General features: G+C 54.9%; 19 protein-coding genes and 1 tRNA gene. 4 read left to right on the top strand and 16 right to left on the bottom strand.

Annotated elements, in window-relative coordinates; genetic code table 11:
- Positions 1-3 precede the first annotated feature (3 nt).
- The 3 genes from JTA15_RS00225 to proB form a co-directional block, all read right to left on the bottom strand.
- Positions 4-79, bottom strand: a tRNA-Thr gene (locus JTA15_RS00225).
- 111 nt (positions 80-190) lie between these two features.
- Positions 191-1,444 (bottom strand): glutamate-5-semialdehyde dehydrogenase, encoded by a 1,254-nt coding sequence (gene proA / locus JTA15_RS00220; RefSeq protein ID WP_014168771.1) that lies wholly within the window; start codon positions 1,442-1,444, stop codon positions 191-193.
- A gap of 11 nt (positions 1,445-1,455) precedes the next feature.
- Positions 1,456-2,559, bottom strand: a complete 1,104-nt coding sequence (gene proB, locus JTA15_RS00215) for a glutamate 5-kinase (RefSeq protein ID WP_020882782.1) — start codon at positions 2,557-2,559, stop codon at positions 1,456-1,458.
- Between the two features lie 305 nt (positions 2,560-2,864).
- On the opposite strand from proB, the gene phoE reads away from it, so the two are divergent.
- Entirely contained in the window at positions 2,865-3,917 is a 1,053-nt protein-coding gene (gene phoE / locus JTA15_RS00210) for a phosphoporin PhoE (protein ID WP_047744214.1), read from the top strand.
- Between the two features lie 111 nt (positions 3,918-4,028).
- On the opposite strand, the gene crl is transcribed toward phoE, so the two are convergent.
- From crl to gpt, 3 genes are all read right to left on the bottom strand, one after another.
- Positions 4,029-4,430: a sigma factor-binding protein Crl gene (gene crl, locus JTA15_RS00205; protein ID WP_219372717.1), complete on the bottom strand. Its 402-nt coding sequence runs from the start codon at positions 4,428-4,430 to the stop codon at positions 4,029-4,031.
- Positions 4,431-4,487: 57 nt separating this feature from the next.
- Positions 4,488-5,732 (bottom strand): esterase FrsA, encoded by a 1,245-nt coding sequence (gene frsA / locus JTA15_RS00200; RefSeq protein ID WP_068795178.1) that lies wholly within the window; start codon positions 5,730-5,732, stop codon positions 4,488-4,490.
- 105 nt (positions 5,733-5,837) lie between these two features.
- On the bottom strand, positions 5,838-6,296 hold the full coding sequence (gene gpt, locus JTA15_RS00195; RefSeq protein WP_010427903.1) for a xanthine phosphoribosyltransferase: 459 nt from the start codon (positions 6,294-6,296) through the stop codon (positions 5,838-5,840).
- Positions 6,297-6,556: 260 nt separating this feature from the next.
- Between gpt and pepD the strand changes: the two genes are divergently transcribed.
- The gene (gene pepD / locus JTA15_RS00190) at positions 6,557-8,014 is read left to right on the top strand and encodes a cytosol nonspecific dipeptidase (RefSeq protein ID WP_219372716.1); all 1,458 of its coding nucleotides are present in this window, start codon (positions 6,557-6,559) and stop codon (positions 8,012-8,014) included.
- 54 nt (positions 8,015-8,068) lie between these two features.
- Here pepD and dinB read toward each other — a convergent pair whose 3' ends face one another.
- The 8 genes from dinB to JTA15_RS00150 form a co-directional block, all read right to left on the bottom strand.
- Positions 8,069-9,127, bottom strand: coding sequence for a DNA polymerase IV (gene dinB, locus JTA15_RS00185; protein ID WP_014168765.1), 1,059 nt, complete (start codon positions 9,125-9,127; stop codon positions 8,069-8,071).
- A gap of 101 nt (positions 9,128-9,228) precedes the next feature.
- A complete protein-coding gene (gene nqrM / locus JTA15_RS00180) occupies positions 9,229-9,432 on the bottom strand; it encodes a (Na+)-NQR maturation NqrM (RefSeq protein WP_020882787.1) in 204 nt (67 codons plus the stop codon).
- Complete coding sequence (gene nqrF / locus JTA15_RS00175; protein ID WP_020882788.1) at positions 9,432-10,655, bottom strand: NADH:ubiquinone reductase (Na(+)-transporting) subunit F; 1,224 nt, start codon at positions 10,653-10,655, stop codon at positions 9,432-9,434. Before nqrF ends, nqrM begins: the two co-directional genes overlap by 1 nt.
- Before the next feature lie 10 nt (positions 10,656-10,665).
- Positions 10,666-11,262: an NADH:ubiquinone reductase (Na(+)-transporting) subunit E gene (gene nqrE, locus JTA15_RS00170; protein WP_219372715.1), complete on the bottom strand. Its 597-nt coding sequence runs from the start codon at positions 11,260-11,262 to the stop codon at positions 10,666-10,668.
- A 6-nt stretch (positions 11,263-11,268) separates the two neighbouring features.
- Complete coding sequence (locus JTA15_RS00165) at positions 11,269-11,907, bottom strand: NADH:ubiquinone reductase (Na(+)-transporting) subunit D (RefSeq protein ID WP_025205100.1); 639 nt, start codon at positions 11,905-11,907, stop codon at positions 11,269-11,271.
- Entirely contained in the window at positions 11,900-12,694 is a 795-nt protein-coding gene (locus JTA15_RS00160) for a Na(+)-translocating NADH-quinone reductase subunit C (protein ID WP_020882789.1), read from the bottom strand. The genes JTA15_RS00165 and JTA15_RS00160 overlap by 8 nt, the downstream gene beginning before the upstream one ends.
- Complete coding sequence (locus tag JTA15_RS00155) at positions 12,687-13,922, bottom strand: NADH:ubiquinone reductase (Na(+)-transporting) subunit B (protein WP_020882790.1); 1,236 nt, start codon at positions 13,920-13,922, stop codon at positions 12,687-12,689. The genes JTA15_RS00160 and JTA15_RS00155 overlap by 8 nt, the downstream gene beginning before the upstream one ends.
- Positions 13,923-13,925: 3 nt before the next feature.
- Positions 13,926-15,269, bottom strand: a complete 1,344-nt coding sequence (locus JTA15_RS00150) for a Na(+)-translocating NADH-quinone reductase subunit A (protein WP_219372714.1) — start codon at positions 15,267-15,269, stop codon at positions 13,926-13,928.
- Positions 15,270-15,567: 298 nt separating this feature from the next.
- Here JTA15_RS00150 and dpaA point away from each other — a divergent pair, with 298 nt between their 5' ends.
- Positions 15,568-16,308, top strand: coding sequence for a peptidoglycan meso-diaminopimelic acid protein amidase (dpaA, locus tag JTA15_RS00145; protein WP_014168757.1), 741 nt, complete (start codon positions 15,568-15,570; stop codon positions 16,306-16,308).
- Here dpaA and JTA15_RS00140 read toward each other — a convergent pair.
- Together JTA15_RS00140 and lpcA are read right to left on the bottom strand one after the other, a co-directional pair.
- Positions 16,279-17,046 carry a class II glutamine amidotransferase gene (locus JTA15_RS00140; protein WP_014168756.1) on the bottom strand — a complete coding sequence of 256 codons (768 nt, stop codon included), beginning with the start codon at positions 17,044-17,046 and terminating at the stop codon, positions 16,279-16,281. The genes dpaA and JTA15_RS00140 overlap by 30 nt on opposite strands.
- A gap of 46 nt (positions 17,047-17,092) precedes the next feature.
- Positions 17,093-17,671, bottom strand: a complete 579-nt coding sequence (lpcA, locus tag JTA15_RS00135) for a D-sedoheptulose 7-phosphate isomerase (RefSeq protein ID WP_014168755.1) — start codon at positions 17,669-17,671, stop codon at positions 17,093-17,095.
- A gap of 239 nt (positions 17,672-17,910) precedes the next feature.
- Here lpcA and fadE point away from each other — a divergent pair, with 239 nt between their 5' ends.
- Positions 17,911-20,355, top strand: coding sequence for an acyl-CoA dehydrogenase FadE (gene fadE / locus JTA15_RS00130; RefSeq protein WP_014168754.1), 2,445 nt, complete (start codon positions 17,911-17,913; stop codon positions 20,353-20,355).
- The last annotated feature ends 98 nt before the right edge of the window (positions 20,356-20,453 follow it).

The following is a 20,453-nucleotide window of genomic DNA, read 5'->3' as shown; positions in this document are numbered from 1 at the left end:
GAATGGTGCCGATAATAGGAGTCGAACCTACGACCTTCGCATTACGAATGCGCTGCTCTACCAACTGAGCTATATCGGCCCTGAAAGGCCGGTTACGAGCGTAACCACGGGGCAAAAGGTTAGATCTAACCGGGTGATGCGTCAATGCCCTTTTGAATCAAACGGCTATTTTTGCATCACCCGTGATTATTTACGCACGAATCGTATCATCACCGAAGCCGATCCACTTGTAGGTGGTCAGTGCTTCCAGGCCCATCGGGCCTCTTGCATGCAGTTTTTGCGTGCTGACAGCAACTTCTGCGCCCAGGCCGAACTGGCCACCGTCGGTGAAGCGGGTTGAGGCATTCACGTATACGGCGGAGGAGTCCACCTCATTCACAAAGCGATCGGCATTGCGCAGGGTACGCGTCAGAATCGCATCCGAGTGCTGGGTACCATGTTCACGGATGTGAGCAATGGCATCGTCAAGACTCGCAACCACCTTCACGTTCAGATCCAGAGACAAAAACTCGTCGTCGTACTGTTCCGCTTTCACCGGTACCACCGTCGCCGGGCCGTCTTTCAGCAGTGCCAGCGCGTTGGCATCCGCGTGCAGCGTCACGCCGCTTTCGGCCATCTGTTTGCTCAGCGCAGGCAGGAAGGTATTGGCGATGCCCTGATGCACCAGCAGCGTTTCAACCGTATTACAGGTGCTTGGACGCTGGGTTTTGGCATTGACGATAATCTTCAGCGCCGGTTCAATCTCGGCACTGTCATCGACCACGATATGGCACACGCCGATACCGCCCGTGATCACAGGGATGGTCGACTGCTCACGGCACAACTTGTGCAGGCCCGCGCCACCGCGTGGGATCAGCATGTCGATGTATTTGTCCATGCGCAGCATCTCGTTCACCAGCGCACGGTCCGGGCTCTCGATTGCCTGTACGGCACCTGCCGGCAGGCCGCACTCCTCCAGCGCCTGCTGGATAACGTTTACGGTCGCGGCGTTGGTACGCCAGGTCTCTTTCCCGCCACGCAGAATGGCGGCGTTACCGGTCTTCAGGCACAGGGAAGCGACATCAACCGTAACGTTGGGACGCGCTTCATAGATCACGCCAATCACGCCCAGCGGCACGCGACGACGCTCAAGGCGCAGCCCGCTGTCGAGCAGCCCACCATCAATGACCTGACCTACCGGATCGGCAAGATTGCAGACCTGGCGGACATCGTCAGCGATGCCTTTCAGACGTGCCGGGGTCAGCGCCAGGCGGTCGAGCATTGCTTCGCTCAGGCCATTGCGACGCGCTTCCAGCAGATCCTGCTCGTTGGCGAGCAGAATCTCCTGCGACTGCGATTCCAGATAATCAGCGATTTTTTCCAGTACGCGGTTTTTCTCGCGGCTGGAAAGGAGCGCCAGTTTGTAAGAGGCGGCCTTCGCGGCTGCGCCCATTTGTTCCAGCATTTTCTGGCTCCTTAACGAATAATCATGTCATCACGATGCACGGCAACCGGGCCATATTCATAACCCAGAATGGCGTCGATCTGCTGTGAATGGTGACCCGCAATACGGCGCAGGGCATCGCTGTTGTAGCGGCTTACGCCGTGGGCGATGTCACGACCTTCGAGATTACGGATACGGATCACTTCACCACGTGAGAAGTTGCCTGTCACGCTTTTAATTCCTTTAGGAAGTAATGAGCTCCCTCTTTCCAGAATTGCGGCGGTCGCCCCTTCATCAACGGTGAGTTCGCCTGCCGGCGGTGCGCCAAAGATCCAGCGTTTGCGGTTCTCCAGCGGGGAGGCTTGCGCGTGGAAGCGGGTTCCCACGGAGATGCCTTCCATCACGTCGCCAATCACGCCAGGACGGCTGCCCGCGGCAATGATGGTGTCGATACCGGCACGGCATGCCACGTCGGCAGCCTGCAGCTTGGTCCCCATCCCGCCGGTCCCGAGGCCTGAAACGCTGTCACCTGCGATGGCGCGTAGCGCATCGTCGATACCGTGTACATCGGTAATCAGTTCAGCATCCGGATTTGAACGCGGGTCGGCGGTGAAGAGCCCCTGCTGGTCGGTCAGGAGCAGTAATTTATCAGCGCCTGCCAGAATTGCGGCCAGCGCCGAGAGGTTATCGTTATCACCCACTTTGATTTCAGCGGTGGCAACGGCATCGTTTTCGTTAATGACGGGAACGATGTTGTTATCCAGCAGCGCGCGCAGCGTATCGCGCGCGTTCAGGAAACGCTCCCGGTCTTCCATATCCGCACGCGTCAGCAGCATCTGCCCGACGTGGATGCCATAGATAGAAAACAGCTGTTCCCAGAGTTGAATGAGTCGGCTTTGTCCCACGGCGGCCAGCAGCTGTTTCGAGGCGATCGTCGCGGGGAGTTCGGGGTAACCCAGGTGTTCACGCCCGGCGGCAATCGCCCCGGAGGTCACAATTACAATACGATGCCCTGCGGCATGCAACTGAGCGCACTGACGTACAAGCTCAACAATGTGGGCGCGATTAAGGCGGCGCGATCCGCCTGTTAAAACACTGGTACCGAGTTTTACCACCAGCGTCTGGCTGTCACTCATGATTCTCTGCCGTTCAACGATAAGGGAAAATGATGTCAAACGAACGTTTTAACAGGTGTCAGCCCCGTTGCCAACTGCCTTAGCACATCGCGAAACACTTTGTTGCGCGGGATCAGGAAGCGTAGCGGCAAAATTTGACAGTTTTATTACCGAAATAATAAATCACAGTTTTTTAAAATTATTCTTAATTTGTCATAAAAGTTTCATTGCGTAACGTTAAAACCCTTTCTGTTTTTTCACGGGACTTAAGCATGAGCTTATCGTCCAGCGAATTTTTTTAGCGCGTTTATAAGACAGGATCGAAAATGAAAAAGAGCACACTGGCATTAGTGGTAATGGGCGTTGTGGCTTCCACATCTGTACACGCAGCCGAAGTTTATAATAAAAACGGTAATAAACTGGACGTATACGGCAAAGTTAAAGCAATGCACTACATCAGCGATGATGACACTAAAGATGGTGACCAGACTTACGTCCGTTTCGGTTTTAAAGGCGAAACACAGATTAACGATCAGCTGACGGGCTATGGCCGTTGGGAAGCTGAATTTGCCGGTAACAAAGCAGAAAGCGACTCTACACAGAAAACGCGTCTGGCGTTTGCTGGTCTGAAACTGAAAGACATTGGCTCTCTGGATTACGGTCGTAACCTGGGCGCACTGTACGACGTTGAAGCCTGGACCGATATGTTCCCTGAGTTCGGCGGTGACTCTTCAGCCCAGACTGATAACTTCATGACCAAACGTGCGAGCGGTCTTGCCACCTACCGTAACACCGACTTCTTCGGTGCGGTTGATGGCCTGGATATGACCCTGCAGTATCAGGGCAAAAACGAAAACCGCGACGTCAAAAAACAGAACGGTGACGGTTTCGGTACCTCTCTGACCTATGACTTCGGTGGCAGCGACTTCGCCGTCAGCGGTGCCTACACCAACTCTGACCGTACTAACGCACAAAACCTGCTGACGCGCGGCGAAGGTAAAAAAGCGGAAGCATGGGCAACCGGTCTGAAATATGACGCTAACGATATTTATCTGGCAGCGATGTACTCTGAAACCCGTAATATGACCCCAATTTCGGGTGGTTTTGCGAATAAGGCTCAGAACTTTGAAGTTGTTGCACAATACCAGTTCGATTTCGGTCTGCGTCCGTCCCTGGGTTATGTCCAGTCTAAAGGCAAGGATATCGAAGGTGTGGGTGACGAAGATCTGGTGAAATACATCGACGTGGGCGCGACCTATTATTTCAACAAGAATATGTCCGCGTTTGTTGATTATAAAATCAACCAGATTGATGACGACAATAAACTGGGCGTGAGCAGCGATGACATCGTTGCTCTGGGTATGACCTACCAGTTCTGATATTGTTGAAATAAAAAATCCCGGCGCAGATGCCGGGATTTTTTTGCCTGGAGGGGGTCGGGTTTACTGCCCTCACCCCATCCCTCGCGAAGAGAGAGAGAAATATCGCGATTACGCCGTCAGCTTAACCGCTTCGCTGGAAAAGTTATCCGCGGGTTCAAGCTTCAGATCCAGGGTGGCCAGCAGTGCTCTTGCCTTTTCGAGGTACTCTTTCAAAGTATGCTCCAGGCGGTCGATCACTTCCTGGTCTTTGATGGGGGCTGTTTGCCAGTAGCCGTCTTTATTAAACAGGCCGAACTGGTAGCTATACGTAAAACGTTTTTCTTCCGCTTCCATTTTCATCCACCAGCCCCAGAATTCACGTTTTTCGGGTGCAGGCTTCACGTTGACGCATACAGCCAGGCAGTCGAAAAAAAAGCGATTTTCTTCACACTGCTCTTCTCGAATATACGGGCCGAGAGCCATAAACTTCTTGATCAGTCTACTTTTCGGGTGTCCACTCGGTAACGTCATTGCGATCTCCTTTTGTGAAGCCACTGTTTTACCAAACCAGCAAAATTTAGCAATCTATTAACACAATCTCTGCGCGATCCAGCGTGTGATCTCTCTCAATGCTTTGTCAAAATTCTGGTACACCGGGCTGAACGGTACCTCAAGCAATTTGCCATCCGCAGATGACGAAGTGATTAAGCGTGACTCCTCTTCAGGACTGAAGGGATCGTTTTTCCAGTAACCTGACATCATCGGCGTAGGGCAACGCCGTCCCAGCAACCCCTGCGTTTTTAGCGAGTAACGATTGAGTTCAACGCGCAGCGCTTCGTCTGATGCATCATGCATGCCAAGGCGGCTGGCCAACACATCAAGGTACATTTCCGGCACGCGGCCCTGCCGGGTCGGATCGCTGAGCAGAGCGTGCACCACCGGACCGAGACAGGCGACGGCCTTCAGGCGTGAAGCTTCAAGGTAAGCCAGACGCACGGCGACGTTGGCACCAAAGCGGAAGCCAAATGCAGCAACACGCGTGTGGTCAACCCATGGAATGTTTTCCAGCGCTTTTAATGCATGCTGGTGCAGAAGACTCGAGTCCTGAGTCAGTTTCCATTTGGATGAAAAGCCAATTGAGGGCATATCCAGCGTCAGCATCGCGATCCCTTTTGGTGCGAAGTAACGCTCATACAGGCTGTAATAGTCGATTTGCAGTGAATCCAGCCCACCGCACATCAGAACGGTCGGGAACGGGCCTTCGCCTTCTGGCATATGCAGGAACCCGGTGATGGGCGCGCCACCCGGGATGGTAAACTCCAGCTCGCGCATCCGGCCCGGCAAGCGCTGAGCGGCCTCTTCGTAGGCGCGATTCGCCAGCGCCTGAGCCTGCTCGGCCAGCTCATCACCTTTCAAATGCGGGTATGCGGCAATAGCATAGAGGTTGGCCGCATGCAGCCAGTGTTTGCCGCTGAGCGTGGCATCCTCTTCCTGGCTGGCTTTTTGCTGCCAGAGCATCGCCTGTTTAGACCATTCGTAGATCCAGTTTCCCCCGCGATAACCCACGACCGTATCGTAGAGTTCACTGTCGGTGCGCTCGGCTTCGCTCATCACGATACGCGCCTGCACATCAAGGATTTCACGGGGATCAATACCGCGCCAGATCCACATCAGACGGTTAATCATGCGGTACCAGTGGGGCACGTTTTTACCGTCTAATGCAGACTGGACGGCAGGCATGGTCCCCGGATTAAACCGGCGCACCAGCGTCGACGTTTCAGGATGTTTGAAACGGGGTTTGAAGAGAGTCTCGGTGAGATTCGCCTGCGTCATTACGTTGCCTCCATGAATACGTCATATAGAGACCATTGTAACGCGCGCCAGACTAAAAAAAACAACGCCCGGTATCACCGGGCGTTAAATAAGTGCGTAAGAGAATTAACGACCAGAGATTGGCGGTACAAATACCACGCCCATATCCCATGGCTGTTCAATCCAGGTATCCTGAGGGATATCAATCACGTAATCGTCAACCAGCGGACGGCCTGCTGGCTTCGCGAAGATGGTGACGAAGTGAGCTTTTGGATACATTTCGCGGATAGCCACCGCGGTACCGCCGGTATCAACCAGGTCGTCGATAACGATGAAGCCTTCACCGTCGCCTTCCGCACGTTTCAGCACGGTCAGCTCACGCTGGTTGTCATGGTCATAGCTGGAGATGCATACGGTATCGACATGACGAATACCCAGCTCACGTGCCAGCAACGCCCCCGGTACCAGACCGCCACGGCTGACGGCAATAATGCCTTTCCACTGTTCGGAAGGCATCAGACGCGCAGCCAGTTTGCGTGCGTGAATCTGCAACATGTCCCAGGTGACGACGTATTTTTCGCTCATGTGAAGTGTCCCAGCCTGTTTGTATACGGCTTAAAAAGTGTTCGAGGGGGAAATAGGTTGCGCGAGATTATAGAGATCTGACGCACTAAAAACCAGTGTTTAGCGCCCGGAGCCTGAGTTTTTACATGCTTTATGCTACCAGCCACCGGAGAAAGTGGTATTCTCAGTTGCATCTCGCAAGCCTGTCTTGTGGTAACTATTAACCTGCTAACCCTGTGACCTGCAACTCGCTTTGCAGGGCATCGACAAGGAGACTTATCGTGTCTGAACTGTCTCAATTATCTCCACAGCCACTGTGGGATATTTTTGCCAAAATCTGTTCCATTCCCCACCCTTCCTACCATGAAGAACAGCTTGCCGAACATATTATGGGCTGGGCGAAGGAAAAAGGTCTGCATGCTGAACGCGACCAGGTTGGCAACATTCTGATCCGCAAACCGGCGACCGCAGGCATGGAAAACCGTAAACCGGTTGTGCTGCAGGCGCACCTGGACATGGTTCCACAGAAAAACAACGACACCGTTCACGACTTCACCAAAGACCCTATCCAGCCTTACATCGATGGCGACTGGGTGAAAGCGCGCGGCACGACCCTTGGTGCAGATAACGGCATTGGTATGGCGTCTGCTCTGGCGGTCCTGGCGGACGACAGCGTTGAGCACGGTCCGCTGGAAGTGCTGCTGACCATGACGGAAGAAGCAGGCATGGACGGCGCGTTCGGTCTGCAGGCGAACTGGCTGCAGGCGGACATTCTGATTAACACCGACTCTGAAGAAGAGGGTGAGATCTACATGGGCTGCGCCGGCGGGATTGATTTCATCACGACCCTGCCACTGTCCCGCGAAGCGATCCCTGCTGGTTTCCAGACCTTCAAGCTGACGCTGAAAGGGCTGAAAGGCGGTCACTCCGGTGGTGATATTCACCTGGGTCTGGGCAACGCCAACAAACTGCTGGCACGCTTCCTGGCTGGCCACGCGGCTGAGCTGGATCTGCGTCTGGTGGATTTCAACGGCGGCACACTGCGCAATGCCATTCCGCGTGAAGCCTTCACGACCGTGGCAGTACCCGCTGCAAAAGCTGACGAGCTGAAAAAGCTTTCCAGCGTGTATCTGGATATCCTGAAAAACGAACTGTCAGCGAAAGAGAAGAACCTGACCGTGGTGCTCGAGTCCGTGACTACCGACAAAGCGGCGCTGACCTCCCCGTCTCGTGACGCCTTTGTTCAGCTGCTGAACGCGACGCCAAACGGCGTGATTCGTAATTCAGACGTCGCGAAAGGCGTGGTTGAAACCTCCCTGAACGTGGGCGTGGTCACCATGAGCGATGACAGCGCGGAGATCATCTGCCTGATCCGCTCGCTTATCGACAGCGGTAAAGAGTATGTGGTGAGCATGCTGGAGTCTCTGGGTAAACTGGCGGGTGCGCACACCTCCGCAAAAGGTAGCTACCCAGGCTGGCAGCCGGATGCCAGTTCGCCGGTGATGGCGCTGGTGCGAGAAACTTACCAGCGTCTGTTCAACAGTACCCCGAACATTCAGGTGATCCACGCCGGTCTGGAGTGTGGTCTGTTCAAGAAACCGTATCCGAACATGGACATGGTGTCTATCGGGCCAACCATTACCGGTCCGCACTCGCCGGATGAGCAGGTTCATATTGAAAGCGTGGGTCATTACTGGACTCTGCTGACTGAACTGCTGAAAGCGATCCCTTCTAAGTAATTCGCCGTATGATGCCCGGTAGCGCGTTGCCTGCCGGGCTGACAAATCCGCCTGCTATAACCCCAATACCAGCTGCCGCTCCAGTTGCGGGTCCAGCAGCGTCACGTGTAACCCCACCAGCCTCACTCCCCGCCCTGCCCGCCGCTCTTCCCAGGCTTTTCTCGCGGTGGCGATAAGATCGTCTTTATTCAGTCGCGGCCAGACATGCTCCTGCGTCGTCTGCTGGAAATCATTGAACTTCAGCTTAACGCCCTGACGGGCAATCAGCAGATCGGGTTTTACTTTCGCTAACCGCCGCTCCAGTTCGGGATAAAGTTGGTCAGTGATAATGACTTCACACTCGGACCAGTCATGGATGTCTTCCATCAGCGTGCGTTCAACCCCGACCGATTTACGCAGCCGCTCACTGCTCACGCTGCGCTCATCAATTCCCTGACTGCGCTCCCACAGCACGCGACCAAACTTACCGAAACGCTTAAGCAGCATGGCCAGATCGCTTCGCTGTACATCTTCACAGGTCCGTAATCCCATACTTTCCAGCTTTGCAGCAGACACTTTCCCCACGCCGGGGATTTTGCCGAGCGGCAGCGTTTTTAAAAACGCCGGAACCTCTTCCGGAGTGATGACGTACTGACCATCGGGTTTATTCAAATCAGACGCTATTTTGGCGAGAAATTTCACCGGTGCGACGCCCGCGGAAGCGGTCAGATTTAGCTCGTTGAAGATAGTCCGGCGGATCTCCTGCGCCATTAACGTTGCGGAGCCGTGGCAGTGCAGGCTGTCAGTGACATCCAGGTAGGCTTCGTCCAGTGACAGAGGTTCAATCAGCGAGGTATAGCGAGAGAAGATCTCGCGGATATGCAGGGAGGCTTCTTTGTAGGCTTCAAATCGGCCGGGCAGCAGTGTGAGATGAGGGCACAGCTTTAGCGCCATGGCAGTTGGCATAGCGCTGCGCACGCCAAATTTGCGCGCAGGGTAGTTGGCGGTGCTGATCACACCGCGCTGGACACGGCTACCGCCAATCGCAATAGGTATATCCCGCAGCGCCGGATTGTCACGCATCTCCACTGCGGCAAAAAAGCAGTCCATATCAACATGGATTATTTTGCGCATAGTAAGCCCTCACTCATCACTGGATAAGTATACAGTAAAGAAATGAGGATTGAGAAGTGTGTTTCCCCTCTCCTCCAGGAAGAGGGAAAACACCGGACTCACTACAGGATCCGCCGGGCCTCGCGCGCCATGCGTTTTTTACGGGCGTCGCAGGGTTCGGGGCAGTCGCACACTTTTTCCATCCCGAGCGCGGAGATACCACCACAGCTGCCCTGAATGCTTTTACGCTTTATGATCCAGCCCAGAGACATGCCGAGTACAACAAGCAAAAAAACCGCAAAAGTTGCCAGAAACGTCAGCATCATCACCCCCCGAAGTCATCCAGCAGGATGTTCTCATCTTCCACACCCAGATCTTTTAGCATCTTAATGACTGCAGCGTTCATCACTGGCGGCCCACACATGTAAAATTCGCAATCCTCTGGCGCAGGATGCTGCTTGAGGTAGTTTTCATAAAGCACGTTGTGGATGAACCCCGTGTGGCCGGTCCAGTTATCTTCCGGTTGCGGATCGGAGAGGGCCACATGGAAGGTGAAGTTTGGGTTTTCACGCGCCAGTTGCTCAAACTCATCATCATAAAACATCTCTCGCAGCGAGCGTGCCCCGTACCAGAAGCTGATTTTGCGCTTGCTTCCGAGGCGCTTGAGCTGGTCAAAAATGTGCGAACGCATCGGTGCCATGCCCGCGCCACCACCGATAAAGACCATTTCAGCCTCGGTCTCTTTAGCAAAGAACTCGCCAAACGGACCGGAGATGGTCACCTTATCTCCCGGTTTCAGGGACCAGATATACGACGACATGACGCCCGGGGGTGCATCAGGCACATTCGGCGGCGGCGTGGCGATACGCACGTTGAGCATAATGATGCCCTTCTCGTCCGGGTAGTTGGCCATTGAGTAGGCGCGAAGCGTCGGTTCTTTAACGTCAGACACAAAACGGAAAAGATTGAATTTGTCCCAGTCGGCACGGTACTCATCCGGAACGTCGAAGTCCGCATACGCCACGGTGTGATCCGGGCACTCAATCTGGATGTATCCCCCTGCCCGGAACGGAACATCTTCCCCTTCCGGCACGCGCAGCTTCAGCTCTTTAATGAAAGTCGCTTTGTTATCGTTAGAGATAACTTCACACTCCCATTTTTTGACCCCGAAAATCTCTTCCGGCAGCTCAATTTTCATGTCCTGGCGCACCGCGACCTGGCAGGCCAGACGGCAGCCCTCTTTTGCCTCACGCTTCGTGATATGCGCAAGCTCAGTGGGCAGAATATCCCCGCCGCCCTCTTTCACCGTGACGCGGCACTGACCGCAGGAGCCACCGCCACCGCAGGCTGAGGAGACAAAGATCCCGTTGCCGGAGAGCGTATTGAGCAGTTTATCCCCCGCCGGCGTGCGGATCTGGTTTTGCGGCTCACCGTTGATATCAATCACCACGTCGCCGGAATTCACCAGCTTCGCGCGTGCCGCCAGAATCAGCCCTGACAACACCAGTACAATCAGCGTGAACATCACCACGCCAAGAATAATTTCCATCTGTTAGCCCTTATAGCTGCACACCGGAGAAGGACATAAAGCCCAGCGCCATCAGCCCGGTGGTGATAAAGGTGATCCCTAAGCCACGTAAACCCGCAGGCACATTGGCATATTTCATTTTTTCGCGGATCCCCGCCATGGTAACGATAGCCAGCATCCAGCCGATGCCGGAGCCGAAACCATACACAACGGATTCACTGAAGTTGTAATCACGCTGAACCATAAACGAGACGCCACCAAAGATGGCGCAGTTCACCGCGATCAACGGCAGAAAAATCCCCAGTGCGTTGTATAGCGACGGGAAATACCTGTCGAGGATCATCTCCAGGATTTGTACCAGCGCCGCAATCACACCGATAAAGGTGATGAAGTTCAGGAAGCTGAGATCGACACCGTCTACCAGCGCACCGTCGCGCAGCACAAAGTTGTACACCAGGTTGTTAATCGGTACAGATAAGCCGAGCACCACCGTGACCGCAACACCCAGACCAAACGCCGTCGATATCTTTTTGGAAACGGCAAGAAACGTACACATGCCCAGGAAAAACGCGAGTGCCATGTTTTCAACAAACACCGCGCGCACAAATAAACTCAGGTAATGAGCCATCGTCGGTTACTCCTTTTCCTGCTGTTCTGGCTTCAGGGTACGAATCAGCCAGATCAGCAAACCGATAATGAAAAATGCGCTTGGGGCCAGCAGGAAGAGTCCGTTTGGCAGATACCAGCCGCCGTTTTGTACCGTGTCCAGCACCGTGACGCCAAACAGCTTACCGCTGCCAATCAGCTCGCGCAGGAACCCAACGGTCAGCAGGATAACGCCGTAACCGAGACCGTTACCGATCCCGTCCATAAAGCTCGCCAGCGGAGGCATTTTCATCGCATAAGCTTCGGCACGCCCCATCACGATGCAGTTGGTGATAATCAGGCCGACAAACACCGAGAGCTGTTTTGACGTTTCATACGCGAAAGCGCGCAGTAGCTGATCGACCACAATCACCAGCGACGCGATGATCGCCATCTGCACAATGATCCTCACGCTATTCGGGATGTGGTGGCGGATCATGGAGATAAACATGCTGGAAAATGCCGTCACCAGCGTGACCGCGACGGTCATGACCAGCGCGGTTTCCAGTTTTGTCGTGACCGCCAGCGCCGAACAGACTCCCAGCACCTGTAAGGTAATAGGGTTATTCGCCAGCAGCGGGCCGATGAGCACCTTTTTGACTTCTTTCAGTTCACCCGTATCAGCCATTGTTCAGCGCTCCTTCACGTACGTTTTTCAGGAAAGGACCAAAGCCCAGCTCGCCCATCCAGAAATCAAAACTGTGCTGCACCCCTTTTGACGTGAGCGTTGCCCCGGAAAGCCCATCTACGGCATATTCGTCACCCGGACGCGCAGCCCCTTTCATCACCTTCAGGGCAGGCAGTCCGTTATCGTCGAGCACTTTCTTGCCGACAAACTGCGCGCGCCAGTTAGGGTTTTCAACCTCACCGCCGAGCCCCGGCGTTTCGCCCTGGTCATAATAGGTAATCCCTTTCACCGTGCGGCCATCCGTATCGAGTGCCACAAAGGCGTACATCATCGACCATAGCCCGTTGCCGTATATCGGCAGCACGACCTCCTGCACCCGCTTCTGCTCATCGCGCACAAGGTAAATTTCGGCGAGGTTACTGCGACGCTTGATGCCAGCGGGATCTTGCGATGCCTCCAGCGTCAGGCTCATCTCAGGGTCTTTCAGTGCCAGTGCCTGGTTAAATTTCGTCGGGTCTTTATCCAGCAACTGGCCGGTTTTTAAATCCACCAGACGCGCCGAAATGCGCTCCGCGAAGAGTTCAGCCACGTCGTCTGTACTCATCCCTTCCTGCATTAACCCGGCCACAGCCAGGATGTTGCGTTGTTTATCCAGCGCACGCTGCTCCTGTTGCCGTGGTTTTAATCCCACGGCAGAGCCAGCCACGACAATGGAACAGACCAGGCAAAGGACCAGCACCACCAGCAGCGTTTTGCCGATGCTGTCGTTATTCTTGCTTTCAGCCACGCGCTTTCCTCCGCTTAATGTTGGCGCGCACAACCAGATAGTCGAAGAGCGGCGCAAACAGATTGGCAAACAGAATGGCCAACATCATCCCTTCCGGATAAGCCGGGTTGACCACACGAATCAGGACACACATCGCACCAATGAGCACGCCATAGCTCCATTTACCTTTGTCGGTAAAGGACGCAGAGACAGGATCGGTGGCCATGAACATCATGCCGAAAGCGAACCCACCCAGCACCAGATGCCAGTACCAGGGCATGGAGAACATCGGGTTGGTGGCGGAACCGATGAAATTAAACATCGTGGCTGTTAACACCATGCCAATCATTACCCCTGCGACAATGCGCCACGACGCGACGCGTCCGAAGAGAATGATGGCGCCACCGAGTAAAATCATCAGCGTGGAGACTTCCCCAACAGAGCCGGGAATGTTGCCAATAAAGGCATCCAGCCAGGTCACGGGTTGACCCGTGGCGTTGTTAACCAGCGTTTCGCCCCCGTGCGCGGCCCACTGCGAAAGCGGCGTCGCACCCGAGAACCCATCCGCGGCCGTCCACACCAGGTCGCCAGAGATTTGCGCCGGATACGCAAAGAACAGGAAAGCTCGCCCGGCCAGCGCCGGATTGAGGAAGTTGCGCCCGGTGCCACCGAAGATCTCCTTGGCAATCACCACGCCAAAACTGATCCCCAGTGCCGCCTGCCAGAGCGGCAGCGTTGGTGGAACAATCAGGGCAAACAGAATCGACGTCACGAAGAAGCCTTCGTTGATCTCATGTTTGCGAATGATGGCGAACAGCACTTCCCAGAAGCCCCCCACGATAAACACCGTGATGTAGATTGGCAGGAAGAATACGGCTCCCAGCGTCATCATGCTTATCCAGCCGGCATCGGCTGCAAAGCTGACGCCCAACGTCTGGGCCAGGCGGTAGTGCCAGTCCGACTGGATAACCTGAGCCAGCTGTGGGGCATCATATAAATGATGCAGCGCCGGAATGGTCTGCAGGCCAACGTTGTACATACCCCAGAACATGGCCGGGAAGACCGCAAACCAGACCAGAATCATCATTCGTTTGAGGTCGATAGCATCGCGGACGTGTGCCGCCCCTTTTGTGACCAGCCCCGGCGTGTAGAAAATGGTCGCCGTTGCTTCATACAGCGGGTAGTACTTCCTGAGCTTCCCGTGCGTAAAGTGCGGCTCTATTTTTTCAAAGAGGTGTTTTAAGCCCATCAGTTATCCTTCCTGCTCAATGCGGGTTAACACCTCGCGCAATACCGGTCCATATTCGTATTTTCCCGGACAGACATAGGTACAGAGCGCCAGATCTTCTTCGTCAAGCTCGAGGCACCCCAGCGCCTGGGCACTGTCGGTGTCGCCGGCCAGCAGATCGCGCAGCAGCAGAGTTGGCAGAATATCCAGCGGCATAACGCGCTCGTAGTTGCCAATCGGAACCATGGCGCGCTCTCCGCCGTGGGTGCTGGTCGAGAAATTAAAGAGTTTGCGACGCAGGAAGTGCCCAAGGGTGGTGCGGGTCACGGAATACTTCTCAGCGCCCGGCAGAACCCAGCCGAACAGCTCTTTCTCGCGACCTTCCAGAACCACACTGACCTGCAGGTGGAAGCGCCCAAGATACGCCTGCGCGCCAGCCGCATGACGGCCACTGAGCACCGAGCCGGAAATCAGGCGGTTTTCACCCTCTTTCGTTTCACCGGCAAGCAGTTCATTAATGTCCGCACCCAGCAGCGTTTTCACCAGGCGTGGATTTGCTGCCCGTGGCCCGCCGAGGGCGATCACCCGTTCAGAGCACAGTTCACCGGTAGTAAATAGCTTACCTATGGCAATCACGTCCTGATAATTCAGATGCCAGACCTGTTTCGTCAGGCTCACCGGCTCCAGGAAGTGGATATGCGTTCCGACTAACCCCGCCGGGTGCGGACCTGCAAACGTATTAAACGTAACTTGCCCCTGCGGATGGCCCCCGAGTTTGCCGCCGCCCGCCTGACAGACGTGGACCTTCCCCGAGGTCAGACGGGTTAACACGGTTAGCCCGGCATCAAACGCGTTACGCTGCGCCAGAATAATGGGCTCCGGGTCCGCGCTGAGCGGGTTAGTATCAATGGCGGTGACGAAAATAGCGGCCGGAAGCGTGTCCGGAACAGGCGATTTGCTGAAAGGTCGCGTGCGAAACGCCGCCCACAAGCCGGACGCCAGCAGTTGTGCCTGAACGGCTTCCCGGCTCAGGGCGGCGAGGTCTGCTGCGTCGAAACGGGAAAACTCACGTTGTTCGTCGCCTTCAATACGGATAACCACCGACTGCAGGACGCGACGTTCACCGCGATTGATTGCCACCACGGTACCGCTCGCGGGGGCCGTAAACATAACGCCAGGATTTTTTTTGTCCTCGAAGAGCGCCTGTCCTTTAATGACGCGATCGCCTTCCTGCACCAGCATTGAGGGACGCATTCCCAGGTAGTCATCGCCCAAAATGGCGACATGGCGGACACTTGCACCAGGCGAAACGTGCGGCTCGGGCACGCCTGCAATCGGCAGATCAAGTCCTTTTCTGATTTTAAACATGTGGTTAGCAAGCTTCCATGAACTTCAATCCAGAGGGGGCGAAGTGTACCATTTTCACTGTTTTTCGGGCACCAAAACCTCGGTTGCAGGCGCTAAAGTGCGAGGTATTACGCAAAGTTCCTGGAGCCAACGCGATTTTGATGGTTTATAAAGTAAAACTAATTTGTAAACTCACCGCCCGGCTCTTGCGAAAATCTATGGCGGTGCTAATGTGAGCGCACCTAACAGAATAATCTGATTTCGGGTCTCTTTTGCCGTCCTGGCAATTTGGTCTTAGTTTTATCAAGGAACTAGTAGTATGCGTAAAATCGCATTGTTCATTGCGATGCTCCTGATTCCGTGCGTATCGTTTGCCGGGCTGCTCAGCAGCAATAGCTCAACCACGCCGGTCAGCAAAGAATATAAACAGCAGTTAATGGGATCACCGGTTTATATTCAAATCTTCAAGGAAGAACGCACACTCGATCTGTTTGTAAAAATGGGCGAGACATATCAGCTGCTTGATAGTTACAAGATTTGTAACTACTCCGGTGGTCTGGGGCCAAAACAGCGTCAGGGCGATTTCAAAAGTCCGGAAGGGTTTTACAACGTTCAGCGTAGCCAGCTAAAACCTGACAGCCGCTTCTATAAAGCCATTAACATTGGCTTCCCGAACGCCTATGACCGTGCCCACGGTTATGAAGGCAAATACCTGATGATCCACGGTGCATGCGTGTCTATCGGCTGTTATGCGATGACCGATACCGGCATTGATGAGATTTTCCAGTTTGTCACCGGCGCACTGGTCTTTGGTCAGCCGAACGTTCAGGTCAGCATCTACCCGTTCCGCATGACCGATGCCAACATGGCGCGTCACAAGTATTCCTACTACGCGGATTTCTGGAAACAGCTGAAACCGGGTTACGACTACTTTGAGCAGACGCACAAGCCGCCGGTTGTCTCGGTTGTCGATGGCCGCTATGTGGTCAGCAAGCCGCTGAGCCACGAAGTCGTCCAGCCGCAGCTGGCATCAAACTACTCGGTCCCCGAGACAAAATAAGACCCACTCGCCTGGCATAATCTTTTGCCAGGTTTCGTTGCCCGTCAGCGGCTGGGTCGCGATCACTGTGACCACATCATTCGGTGTGGTCTCTCGTTGAAAATCAATTTCCACATCCTGATCGAGCAGCTTGGCGACGCCAAACGGCGCGCGGCGCGTGATCCAGAACAGATTGGTCGAACAGAACGCCATCACATAACGCCCGTCAGACAGCAGCATGTTGAACACGCCCTTCTCACGCAGTTCTGATGCCAGCGACGCAATGTATTTGAAGACGGCGGTCATGTTGCCGGGCGTGCGCGGATAACGCTGCGTCAGCTTGTGCAGCAGCCAGCAAAACGCTTTTTCGCTGTCGGTCTCACCGACCGGACGGAAATTGCCCGTCTCCAGCGACTTGTAGCCGGAGAGCTGGCCATTGTGCGCGTAGGTCCAGTGACGGCCCCACAGCTCGCGGGTGAACGGGTGGGTATTTTCCAGCGCCACTTCCCCACGGTTTGCCTGACGGATGTGGGCAATCACCGAGCGGGACTTAATGGGATAGTCCTGCACCAGTCTGGCAATCGGGGAATTAAAGCTGGGCTGGGGATCTTTGAATGTGCGACATCCTTTGCCTTCGTAGAAGGTAATGCCCCAGCCGTCTTTATGCGGCCCGGTGCCCCCGCCGCGCTGAACGAGCCCGGTGAAGCTAAAGCAGATATCGGTTGGCACATTGGCGCTCATCCCGAGCAATTCGCACATACATCACCTCCACAACAGCGGGGGCAATCATGCCCCCAGCGAAGTCTTACTTAACCATCTCTTTTTCGATCAGCTGGATCAGGATGTGGATCACTTTGATGTGAATTTCCTGAATACGGTCAGCATAACCGAAGTGTGGAACACGGATTTCGATATCCGCCGTACCGTCCATCTTACCGCCATCTTTACCGGTCAGGGTGATGACTTTCATCCCTTTTTCACGCGCTGCGGCAATCGCTTTGATCACGTTAGCCGAGTTTCCGGACGTCGAAATACCCAGCAGCACGTCACCTTCACGGCCCACGGCTTCAACGTAGCGAGAGAAAATATAGTCATAACCAAAATCGTTACTGACGCAGGAAATGTGGCTCACATCGGAAATCGCAATCGCCGGGTAGCCCGGACGGTTTTCACGATAACGCCCGGTCAGCTCTTCTGCAAAGTGCATCGCATCACAGTGGGAACCACCGTTACCACAGGAGAGCACTTTACCGCCGGCCTTGAAACTGTCGGCCAGCAGGACCGCTGCGCGCTGAATAGCGTGAATATTGGCATCATCTTTCAGAAAGTTAGCCAGCGTTTCCGCCGCTTCGTTCAGTTCGTTACGAATAAGATCCTGGTACATGAGGATAATCCTTCAGTATTGATGAAATAACACAGTGGAGTGTACCGGATAGCGGGAAAAGCGAGAAGCTAAAGCCATGCGAATCGTCTGGCGTTTTGCGTTTTCGTGCCGGCTTAAACCTGAACAATGTGAACCAGGTTGTAATTATTTTGTAAACACATTGCTAAAGGAAATAACATCAACTACAACCATATCATCACAAGTGGTCAGACCTCCTACAAGCAAGGGAGCTTTTCTTTATGATGATTTTGAGCATTCTCGCAACCGTTGTTCTGCTCGGTGTGCTGTTCTATCACCGGGTGAGTTTATTCCTGAGCAGTCTGATTCTGCTGGCCTGGACGGCTGCGCTTGGCGTCGCTGGCCTGTGGAATATCTGGCTTTTAGTCCCGCTGGCTATCATTCTTCTGCCGTTTAACTTTACGCCGATGCGTAAATCGATGATCTCCGCGCCGGTGTTCAAAGGCTTCCGCAAAGTGATGCCGCCCATGTCGCGTACGGAGAAAGAAGCGATTGATGCCGGTACCACCTGGTGGGAAGGCGACCTGTTCCAGGGCAACCCGGACTGGAAAAAGCTGCACAACTATCCGCAACCGCGTCTGACCGCTGAAGAACAGGCCTTTATTGATGGTCCGGTGGAAGAAGCGTGCCGCATGGCAAATGACTTCGCGATTACCCATGAAATGGCGGACCTGCCGCCAGAACTGTGGGCTTATCTGAAAGAACACCGCTTCTTCGCGATGATCATTAAGAAAGAGTACGGCGGTCTGGAGTTTTCCGCTTACGCTCAGGCACGCGTCCTGCAAAAACTGGCAGGCGTTTCTGGGATCCTGGCGATCACCGTTGGCGTGCCGAACTCGTTAGGCCCGGGTGAACTGCTGCAACACTACGGTACCGAAGAGCAGAAAGATCACTACCTGCCGCGTCTGGCACGCGGCCAGGAAATTCCGTGCTTCGCGCTGACCAGCCCGGAAGCGGGCTCCGATGCGGGTGCGATCCCGGATACCGGCGTCGTCTGCATGGGTGAATGGCAGGGCCAACAGGTGCTGGGTATGCGCCTGACCTGGAACAAACGTTATATTACGCTCGCCCCTATCGCGACCGTGCTGGGCCTGGCCTTTAAGCTCTCCGATCCGGAAAAACTGCTGGGCGGTGAAGAAGATCTGGGCATTACCTGCGCGCTGATCCCAACCTCCACCCCAGGCGTTGAAATTGGTCGTCGCCACTTCCCGCTGAACGTACCGTTCCAGAACGGCCCAACCCGCGGCAAGGATATCTTTGTACCGATTGATTACATCATCGGTGGTCCAAAAATGGCCGGTCAGGGCTGGCGCATGCTGGTGGAATGTCTGTCGGTTGGCCGTGGTATTACCCTGCCGTCGAACTCGACCGGTGGTTTGAAATCTGTCGCGATGGGGATTGGTGCATACGCCCATATCCGCCGTCAGTTCAAAATCTCTATCGGCAAGATGGAAGGGATCGAAGAGCCGCTGGCACGTATCGCAGGTAACGCCTACGTGATGGATGCTGCCGCCTCCCTGATTACCTACGGCATTATGCTGGGCGAAAAACCGGCCGTGCTGTCAGCTATCGTGAAGTATCACTGTACCCACCGCGCACAGCAGTCAATCATTGATGCAATGGATATCGCGGGCGGTAAAGGCATTATGCTCGGCGAGGGCAACTTCCTGGCGCGCGGCTACCAGGGCGCACCGATTGCCATCACCGTTGAAGGGGCAAACATCCTGACCCGCAGCATGATGATCTTCGGCCAGGGGGCAATCCGTTGCCATCCTTATGTGCTGGAAGAGATGGCCGCCGCGCAGAATAACGACGTGGATGCCTTCGACAAGCTGCTGTTCAAACATATCGGTCACGTGGGCAGTAATAAAGTACGCAGCTTCTGGCTGGGTCTGACGCGCGGTCTTACCAGCGCCACGCCAACCGGTGATGCGACCAAGCGTTATTACCAGCATCTTAACCGCCTGAGTGCTAACCTCGCTCTGCTGTCAGATGTTTCTATGGCGGTGCTGGGCGGTAGCCTGAAGCGTCGTGAGCGTATCTCTGCCCGTCTGGGTGATGTGCTGAGCCAAATCTTCCTCGCCTCTGCGGTCCTGAAACGCTACGACGATGAAGGCCGTCAGGAAGCCGATCTGCCGCTGGTTCACTGGGGTGTTCAGGATGCGATGTATCAGGCGGAACAGGCCATTGACGATCTGCTGGCGAACTTCCCGAACCGCTTTGTTGCAGGTGCCCTTCGCGTGGTGATCTTCCCGACCGGTCGTCATCATCTGGCGCCGTCTGACAAACTGGATCACAAAGTGGCGAAGATCCTGCAGGTACCGAGCGCAACCCGTTCCCGTATCGGCCGCGGTCAGTATCTGGCTCCCACGCCGCATAACCCGGTTGGTCTGCTGGAAGAAGCGCTGCTGGACGTGATGGCTGCCGATCCCATCCACCAGAAGATCTGCAAACAGCTGGGCAAAAACCTGCCGTTCACCCGCCTGGATGAACTGGCGAAACAGGCCCTGACGGGCGGGATCATCAACAATGATGAAGCCGCTCTGCTGGTGAAAGCCGAAGAGAGCCGTCTGCGCAGCATTAACGTGGATGATTTCGACCCGGATGAGCTGGCGACACAGCCGGTAAAGCTGCCGGAGAAGGTCCGCAAACCTGAAGCTGCATAACGCGTTTCGCTTCTACAAACCCCGCCACGCGCGGGGTTTTTTATTGCCACATTTTCTCTTTATGTCGTGCTACAGTGTCAAAAAGTGGTCGTTTGAGG

The sequence above is a fragment of the Enterobacter sp. BIDMC 29 genome (assembly GCF_019378755.1).
Lineage (GTDB): Bacteria > Pseudomonadota > Gammaproteobacteria > Enterobacterales > Enterobacteriaceae > Enterobacter > Enterobacter ludwigii.
This window is presented reverse-complemented; position numbering and strand designations above follow the sequence as displayed.